Raw genomic sequence first — 8,712 nt, forward strand, 5'->3', positions numbered from 1 at the left:
TCCCCCGGGAGTCCCCGGGGGGTCCTCGGGAGCCCCCTGGAGCCCTCCCGGACGGCACCCGGGAGCCCCCGGAAGCCCCCGGAAGCCCTCCCGGAGGGTCCTCGAGGGCCCCGGACGAGCAGCGGCTGCCGTCCGCCCCGCTCGGGGGCCGGCGGCAGCCGCGGGTGGCTCCGGGGTCACTCCTTCTCGGCGGAGTCCTCCAGGGCCTTCAGCGCCGGGTCGAGGACGACGTCCTCGTCACGGGCCTCGGTGGTCGGCTCCTCCGGGAAGTGGCAGGCCGTCAGGTGGCCCTCGCGGTTGCCGGAGATCTGGACGAGCGGCGGCTCCTCGGTGGCGCACTTGTCCTGCGCCTTCCAGCAGCGGGTGCGGAAGCGGCAGCCGGACGGCGGGGAGATCGGCGAGGGCACGTCACCGGCGAGCCGGATGCGCTCCCGGTTCTCCGTCTCGTCGTCCATGGCCACTTCGGGCACGGCCGACAGCAGGGCGTGGGTGTAGGGGTGCCGGGGCCGGTTGTAGATGGAGTCCCGGTCGCCGACCTCGACCACCTTGCCGAGGTACATCACGGCCACCCGCTGCGAGAAGTGCCGGACCACCGCCAGGTCGTGGGCGATGAAGAGGAAGGCGATGCCCATCTCTTCCTGGACCTTCTGCAGCAGGTTGACGACCTGCGCCTGGATCGACACGTCGAGCGCGGAGACCGGCTCGTCCGCCACGATCAGCTTCGGGTTGAGCGCCAGCGCCCGGGCGACGCCGATGCGCTGGCGCTGGCCGCCGGAGAACTCGTGCGGGAAGCGGTTGTAGTGCTCGGGGTTGAGGCCGACGAGCTCGAGCAGCTCGCGGACCTTCTTCTCCCGGCCGCCCGCCGGGTTGATCCCGTTGACCTCCATCGGCGACTTGATGATGGTGCCGACGGTCTGTCGCGGGTTCAGGGAGGAGTACGGGTCCTGGAAGATCATCTGGATCTCGGACCGGATCGGCGCCAGCTGCTTGCGCTTGGCGTGCGTGATGTCGTGACCCGCGTACTCGATCCTGCCGCCGGTCGGCTCCAGGAGCCGGGTGACGAGCCGGCCCGTGGTCGACTTGCCGCAGCCCGACTCACCCACCAGTCCGACGCTCTCGCCGACGCCGACCGTCAGGTCGACGTTGTCGACGGCCTGCACGGCGCCGACCTTCCGCTTGATCGGAAAGCCGCCGTAGATCGGGAAGTGCTTGGTCAGGCCCTCCACCTTCAGCAGCGCCTCGGTCGACGTGCCGGTGGAGCCCTGCTGTGCGGGGAGGGTGAGGTTGTCGCTCATGTCTCGGATCTCCCTAGCGCAGCCGGGGCTGGATCTTGTCGATGAAGATGGTCTGCTTCTGCTCCGCCGTCAGGTGGCAGGCGGCGGCGCGGCCTGCGCCCAGCGGCGGCCGCTCGGTGCTGCAGCGGTCGCCCGGCACCTCGCCCGTGAAGGTGCAGCGGGGGTGGAAGGGGCAGCCGGAGGGCGGGTTCAGCAGGCTGGGCGGCGATCCGGGGATCGGGGTGAGCGGCTGCGAGGTGCTGCCGCCCAGGCGCGGCATCGAGCTGAGCAGGCCCCAGGTGTAGGGGTGCCTGGGCTCGCGCAGCACCTCGCGGACGCTGCCGCGCTCCACGGCCCGGCCCGAGTACATCACCAGCAGGTCGTCGGCCATGTCGGAGATGACGCCGAGGTCGTGGGTGATGAAGATGATCGCCGAGCCGAACTCCTGCTGGAGGTCCTTGAGCAGGTCGAGGATCTGGGCCTGGACGGTCACGTCGAGGGCGGTGGTGGGCTCGTCGGCGATCAGCAGATCGGGGTCGCAGACCAGCGCCATGGCGATCATGGCGCGCTGGCGCATACCGCCGGAGAACTGGTGCGGGTAGTCGTCCACCCGGGTCTTGGGCTGCGGGATGCCGACCTTGGTCAGCATCTCGATCGCCCGCTCCCGCGCCTCCTTCTTGGAGGCGCCGGTGTGCTTCATGAACGGCTCGGCGATCTGCCGGCCCACCGTGTAGTACGGCGAGAGCGCCGTCAGCGGGTCCTGGAAGATCATCGCGACCTTGTTGCCGCGGAGCTTCTCCATCTCCTTCTCGGACGCGGTGACCAGGTCCTTGCCCTCGAGGAGGATCTCGCCCTCCACGGTGCTGGACTTGGGGTTGTGCAGCCCGAGGATGGTCAGGTTGGTGACGGACTTGCCGGAGCCCGACTCGCCCACGATGCCGAGGGTCCTGCCGCGTTCGACGTCGAAGGACAGCCCGTCGACCGCCTTGACGATGCCGTCCTCGGTGGAGAACCGCACCCGCAGGTCGCGGACCGAGAGGAAGGAGTCCGGCCCGGTCGGGGCCTTCTCGCCTTCGGTCTTGGTCAGTGTGGTCACGGTGTTTCTCCTAGCTGAGCCGCACGCGCGGGTCGATGTACGCGTAGACGAGGTCCACGAGGATGTTCAGGAGCAGGATGAAGAACGCCCCGAACAGCATGACGCCCATGGTGACCGGCAGGTCCTTCGTCAGCGACGAGTCGACCGCGAGACGGCCGATGCCGGCCAGGTCGAAGGTGAACTCGGTGACCACCGCGCCGGACAGCAGGGAGCTGAGGTCCATGCCGAGGATCGTGACGATCGGGATCAGCGAGCCGCGCCAGGCGTAGCGGAAGAAGACGTACCGCTGCTTCATGCCCTTGGCGCGCGCGGTGCGGACGTGCTCCTCCTGCAGTTGCTCGATCATGGTCGAGCGGGACATACGGGTGTACTGGGCGGTGAAGATGGTGGCCATGACCACCCAGGGGATGAGCATGCCCAGGGCCCAGGTGCCCGGGTTGTCGGTGAAGTTGTGGTACTTCGGGAACTCCATGATGCCCGTGCTGTACACCAGCAGGCCGAGGACGATCGGGCCGAGCAGGTAGATCTGGAACGAGCTGAGCACGATCGAGGCACCGGAGACGATCTTGTCGGTCGCCGTGCCGCGCTTCCAGGCGGCGAGCAGACCCGAGCCGAGACCCAGGATCAGGAAGATCACCAGACCGCCGACGGTCAGCGACAGCGTCAGCGGGAAGCGGTCGATGATGGAGTCCCAGACGAACTCGCCGCTGTCGAAGGAGACACCCAGGCACGGCGCGGAGCAGTGCCCCTGCGGGAAGTCGCGGCCGGCCACGATGCCCGTAATGAACTCCCAGAACTGGGTGGTGATGGGCTTGTCCAGGCCCAGGTTCTCGCGGATCACCGCGAGGTTCTCGGGCGAGCAGTTCTTGCCGCAGGACAGCGCAGCGAAGTCCTGAGGAACCGTGTAGAACAGGAAGAACGTGAAGGCGCCGACCAGGAACATGATGACGACGGCGCCGGTCAGCCTGCGGATGAGGAACTGAAGCATGGCGGGTGGATGCTCTCTTCGAAACGCGGCGGCAGGTAGGAGGTACCGTCCGCGGGGGTGTGCTCCGCCTGGCGCACACCCCCGCGGTCAGCCGAGCTGACGGGTTACGGCTGCTTCAGGTACAGGTCGGTGATGTTGATGTAGCTCGACTCGTTGCTGTACCTGGCACCACCGATGTTCGATCCGTAGAGCTGGATCTGCTTCGAGTAGTAGACCGGGGCGGCCGGGTTGATCTCCTCCACGATGCGGTGGTGGGCCTGCTCCCAGGTCTTGGCGGCCTCCTCCGGCTCCTGCGTCAGGGCCTTCTTGATCAGGTCGTTGACCTGCTTGTCGTTGATGTGCGAGTAGTTGGACGCACCGTCGGCGACCAGCTCACCGTCGTAGACCGGGGTGATGACCGTGGACGGGGACGGCCAGTCCTGGCCCCAGCCGGTCATGTAGATGTCGTACGGATTGTCCAGCTTGCCGACCTGCTCGTAGAAGCTGGCCCGGTCGATCTCCTTGGCCTGGACGTCGAAGCCGATCTTCTCCAGCGCGTCCTTGATGATGACCTGCTGGGCCTGGCCGCGCGGCGTGTTGGAGTAGGCGTAGGTGAGCTTCGTGCCCTCCTTGACACCCGCCTCCTTCAGCAGCGCCTTGGCCTTCTCCGGGTCGCCGTTGGGCTTCTTCAGCTTGCCGAACGGGTCGTAGGTCCCGTCGAAGCCCGGCAGGGTCGGGGCGAGCAGACCGCCGGCGACCTCACCGCCGTAGCGGCCGCCGTCCGCCTGGACCATGGACTGGTTCGGGATCGCGTAGGTGATCGCGTCGCGGACCTTCTTGTCCTTCACCCGGTCGAGGTTGAAGGTGAGCTGCCACACGTAGGGCTGGTAGCCCTGGATGGTGCGCTTCTTGGTCTCCGGGTTGCTGACCACGTCGGACATCTGGGCCGGGTCCACCGAGTCCGTGAACTGGATGGCGTTCTTGGCCTCGCCCTGGTCGGAGATCAGGCGCTTGGTCTGGCTGGCCTGGGAGACCGTGTTGGTGAAGTTGAAGCCGTCCACGTACTGGTGGCGCACGGCGTCCGTCTTCGGGTCCCACTGGTCGTTCTTGACCAGCTTCATGGACTTGCCCGGCTTGTACTCGGCGATCTTGTACGGGCCGAGGGCCTTGGGGGCCTTGTCGTACTTCTCCTTCGTGTCCTGCTTCTCGGGCACGATGGAGTAGCCGGCCATGGCCAGGGCCTGCGGGAGGTCCGGGCGCGGCTGGTTGAACTTGAAGACGACCGTCTTGTCGTCCGGGGTCTCCAGGACGGAGTCCGGCAGGTGCTTGCCCTTGTAGGGGCCGTCCGGCAGCGCCTTGCGGTAGTCGTTGCCCGAGAGCCAGGACTGGACGAAGGTCGGACCGTCGAAGATGACCTTGGAGTACAGGCGCTCGATGGTGTGGCGGACGTCGGCCGAGGTGATCTCGTTGCCGTCCTCGTCCTTGACGCCGTCCTTGAGCTTGTACGTCCAGACCTTGCCGCCCTCGGAGGACTGGCCGGAGTCGGTGGCGATGTCACCGACGACCGTCAGGTTGCCGTCCTTGTCCTCCTGGAAGTTCGTCAGGCCGCGGTGGATCAGGTTGGAGAACTGGCCGGCGTCGCTGACGTAGATCTGACCCGGGTCCATGTGGGTCAGGTCCGACTGCATGTAGACGTTGATGAAACCGCCGGACTTGGCCCCGGTGACCTCCTTCGCCGGGCCGGTGGAAGCGGCGGCGTCACCGTAGGCGACAGGATCCTGCTGCTCGGCGGCGTCCTTCTGGGACTTGGACTCGTCCTTGCCCTTGTTGCCGCCGCCGTTGTCGCTGGAGCAGCCGGTCAGAGCCAGCGAGCCGGCCACGATGGCCACGGCGATGGCGCGCGCGGTACGCGTTCTGATGGGCTTCATGATGCCGATGCACCTACCTGTCGTTAGTTGTCCACGAGTGCTGCCTGACGGTCCGGTAGCCCGGCACGGGGGCGGCAGCTCCCCCACCCACCAATGGACGATTAGCGTCCGGTCTTGGGGTCGAATGCGTCCCGGACGGAGTCTCCGAGAAGGTTGAAGGCGAGAACGAAGATCACCAGCGCCGCGCCCGGGAAGAGCAGGAACATCGGGTCCTGCTCGTACACCTCGGTGCCGACCTTGAACATGCGGCCCCAGTCCGGGGTCGGCTCCACGAAGCCGACACCGATGAACGAGAGGAAGGCGATGGTGAGGATCGTGCTCGGGAGGATGTAGGTGGCCTGCACCAGGATCGGGGTGACGATGTTCGGCAGGATCTCCTTGCGCACGATGCGCGTGGGAGAGGCGCCGGACACCTTGGCCGCCTCCACGAACTCCCTGTCCCTCAGCGACAGCACGGAGCTGCGCACCAGGCGGGACAGGCCCATCCAGCCGAGGAACCACATCACCAGGATGATCGCCACGGCCCGCAGGTAGGTGGGGGTCTCGTCCTGCGGGTCGACGAACATCGCGGTCACCACGGGCATGAAGGCGATGAAGAACAGCTGCTGGGGGAAGCCCAGGAAGAAGTCCGTCACCCGGCCGAGCCAGTAGTCGACCCGGCCGCCGAAGTAGCCGCCGACCATGCCGATGATCACACCCGTGATCACGCTGAGCAACGTGACGATCACGGCCATGTACAGCGAGGTCCGCATGCCGTACAGCAGCATGGTGAACACGTCACGGCCGAGCTTGGGCTCGACACCGAACCAGAACTCGCCCGACATGCCGCCGAAGGAACCGGTCGGCATGGCGAAGTCGTCCAGGAGGAACGGGTAGTCCGGCTCCTGGGCGTACAGCGTGTAGGGGTCCTTGCCGTACAGCTTGGCGATGACGGGTGCAAGCGCGGACACCACGAAGAAGAAAATCACCACGCACGCGGAGACGACTCCGGTACGGTCGCGCTTGAAGCGCTGCCACATCAACTGGCCGGGGGAGCGGCCCTCGGGCTGCTTCTCACCCTTGGCGGCTTCGACGGCCACCGCGAGCTCGGGGTCCAAGACAGCCGCGGACCCGGAGTCCTCGGCCTTAGTTGGACTGGTCATCGTGTTCGTCCCCCGGGGGGTTGGAGAGTTGAGCGCAGCACAGATACCGGCAGGTTCTGTGGTTTGGGGGAACTTTCGCCAAGAGCATCAACGCGCGTCAAGGGCGTAAGACATAGGGATCTCCCTACCATCGATTTTTTGAGCAAAAATTGCAAAGATTGACATCTGCGCGCGCTTGACACCTCTCGACTGAATTCGACAATTCGGGCATATGTCTCGTTTTTTTGGTTTACATGTCCGAAACCCGTTCGAGCGATCACCGATATCCGAACGGGACATGGCGTTTCCCAGAAGCCTCACGGACAGCACGGAAGCACCGGCCGCCACCCCGGGCGGGCCGGGGGGACGATCCGGCCCGTCGGCGTGCGAAAGCGACGACGGTGACGGCCCCGTACCATGGGGTGAGGCCGTGGCGTGTTCAGCCCGGCAGCGTCCGCGCACCGAAGACGTCTGCGCAGGGCATCCTTCACCACCTCCGGGAGTACGCCTTATATGGCTCCGTCTGTTACGCGTCACGACATCCGCAACGTCGCCATCGTCGCCCACGTCGATCACGGCAAGACCACCATCGTCGACGGCATGCTCAAGCAGGCCGGCGCCTTCGCCGCCCACCAGCTCGACCAGGTCGACGAACGCATGATGGACTCGAACGACCTGGAGCGTGAGAAGGGCATCACGATCCTCGCCAAGAACACGGCGGTGAAGTACCACCCCAAGGACGGCGGGGACCCGGTCACCATCAACATCATCGACACCCCCGGCCACGCCGACTTCGGCGGCGAGGTAGAGCGCGCCCTGTCGATGGTCGACGGGGTGGTGCTGCTGGTGGACTCCTCCGAGGGCCCGCTGCCGCAGACCCGCTTCGTGCTGCGCAAGGCGCTGCAGGCCCGGCTGCCGATCATCCTGTGCATCAACAAGACGGACCGGCCGGACGCCCGGATCGACGAGGTCGTCAACGAGGCCTACGACCTCTTCCTCGACCTGGACGCCGACGAGGAGCAGATCGAGTTCCCGATCGTCTACGCCTGCGGCCGCGACGGCATCGCCTCGCTGACCAAGCCGGCCGACGGCACGGTCCCGACGGACTCCACCAGCCTGGAGCCGTTCTTCTCCACGATCCTGCAGCACATCCCGGCCCCCACCTACGACGAGGAGGCCCCGCTCCAGGCCCACGTCACCAACCTCGACGCGGACAACTTCCTCGGCCGGATCGCCCTGCTCCGCGTCCACCAGGGCGAGCTGAAGAAGGGCCAGACGGTCGCCTGGATGAAGCGCGACGGCTCCGTGCAGAACGTGCGCATCTCCGAGCTGATGATGACCGAAGCGCTCACCCGCAAGCCCGCCGAGAAGGCCGGCCCCGGTGACATCTGCGCCGTCGCCGGCATCCCGGACATCATGATCGGCGAGACCCTGGCCGACCCGGAGAACCCGGTCCCGCTGCCGCTGATCACGGTCGACGAGCCCGCGATCTCCATGACCATCGGCACCAACACCTCCCCGCTGGTCGGCCGCGGCGGCTCCGGCAAGGGCGCCGACAACAAGGCGGCCGTGAAGGACCGCAAGGTCACCGCCCGCCAGGTCAAGGACCGCCTGGACCGCGAGCTGATCGGCAACGTCTCGCTGCGCGTCCTGGAGACCGAGCGCCCCGACGCCTGGGAGGTGCAGGGCCGCGGCGAGCTGGCGCTGGCCATCCTGGTGGAGCAGATGCGCCGCGAGGGCTTCGAGCTCACCATCGGCAAGCCGCAGGTGGTCACCAAGGAGGTCGACGGCAAGGTCCACGAGCCGGTCGAGCGCATGACCATCGACGTCCCCGAGGAGCACATGGGCGCGGTCACCCAGCTCATGGGCGTCCGCAAGGGCCGCATGGACAACATGTCCAACCACGGCTCGGGCTGGGTGCGCATGGAGTTCGTGGTGCCCTCCCGCGGTCTGATCGGCTTCCGCACGGAGTTCCTGACCCAGACCCGCGGCACGGGCATCGCCCACTCCATCCACGAGGGGCACGAGCCCTGGTTCGGGACGCTCACGACCCGCAGCAACGGCTCCCTGGTCGCCGACCGCGCCGGTGCCGTCACCGCGTTCGCGATGACCAACCTCCAGGAGCGCGGCGTGCTGTTCGTCGAGCCGGGCACCGAGGTGTACGAGGGCATGATCGTCGGCGAGAACTCCCGCTCCGACGACATGGACGTCAACATCACCAAGGAGAAGAAGCTCACCAACATGCGGTCGTCCACGGCCGACGTGACCGAGTCGATCGTGCCGCCGCGCAAGCTGTCGCTGGAGCAGTCCCTGGAGTTCTGCCGCG

At 67.0% G+C, this 8,712-nt stretch carries 6 protein-coding genes; 1 reads left to right on the forward strand and 5 read right to left on the reverse strand.

Going from position 1 to position 8,712, the window contains the following annotated elements:
• Positions 1-176: 176 nt before the first annotated feature.
• From B7L92_RS04325 to B7L92_RS04345, 5 genes are all read right to left on the reverse strand, one after another.
• The gene (locus B7L92_RS04325; protein WP_081236157.1) at positions 177-1,295 is read right to left on the reverse strand and encodes an ABC transporter ATP-binding protein; all 1,119 of its coding nucleotides are present in this window, start codon (positions 1,293-1,295) and stop codon (positions 177-179) included.
• Positions 1,296-1,308: 13 nt separating this feature from the next.
• The gene (locus tag B7L92_RS04330; RefSeq protein ID WP_081236158.1) at positions 1,309-2,370 is read right to left on the reverse strand and encodes an ABC transporter ATP-binding protein; all 1,062 of its coding nucleotides are present in this window, start codon (positions 2,368-2,370) and stop codon (positions 1,309-1,311) included.
• Positions 2,371-2,380: 10 nt separating this feature from the next.
• The gene (locus B7L92_RS04335; protein WP_081236159.1) at positions 2,381-3,358 is read right to left on the reverse strand and encodes an ABC transporter permease; all 978 of its coding nucleotides are present in this window, start codon (positions 3,356-3,358) and stop codon (positions 2,381-2,383) included.
• A 104-nt stretch (positions 3,359-3,462) separates the two neighbouring features.
• Positions 3,463-5,265 carry an ABC transporter substrate-binding protein gene (locus B7L92_RS04340; RefSeq protein WP_081236160.1) on the reverse strand — a complete coding sequence of 601 codons (1,803 nt, stop codon included), beginning with the start codon at positions 5,263-5,265 and terminating at the stop codon, positions 3,463-3,465.
• A gap of 101 nt (positions 5,266-5,366) precedes the next feature.
• Complete coding sequence (locus B7L92_RS04345) at positions 5,367-6,407, reverse strand: ABC transporter permease (RefSeq protein ID WP_081236161.1); 1,041 nt, start codon at positions 6,405-6,407, stop codon at positions 5,367-5,369.
• 492 nt (positions 6,408-6,899) lie between these two features.
• Between B7L92_RS04345 and typA the strand changes: the two genes are divergently transcribed.
• On the forward strand, positions 6,900-8,712 hold a 1,813-nt coding region (typA, locus tag B7L92_RS04350), incomplete at its 3' end, for a translational GTPase TypA (RefSeq protein WP_081236162.1).

It is taken from the genome of Streptomyces viridosporus, assembly GCF_002078235.1.
Classification (GTDB): domain Bacteria; phylum Actinomycetota; class Actinomycetes; order Streptomycetales; family Streptomycetaceae; genus Streptomyces; species Streptomyces viridosporus.

What these genes read in the sequence shown, in the direction of transcription:
- B7L92_RS04335 (WP_081236159.1), bottom strand. Translation starts at nt 3,358, where the DNA reads ATGCTTCAGTTCCTCATCCGCAGGCTGACCGGCGCCGTCGTCATCATG.
- B7L92_RS04340 (WP_081236160.1), bottom strand. Translation starts at nt 5,265, where the DNA reads ATGAAGCCCATCAGAACGCGTACCGCGCGCGCCATCGCCGTGGCCATC.
- B7L92_RS04325 (WP_081236157.1), bottom strand. Translation starts at nt 1,295, where the DNA reads ATGAGCGACAACCTCACCCTCCCCGCACAGCAGGGCTCCACCGGCACG.
- B7L92_RS04345 (WP_081236161.1), bottom strand. Translation starts at nt 6,407, where the DNA reads ATGACCAGTCCAACTAAGGCCGAGGACTCCGGGTCCGCGGCTGTCTTG.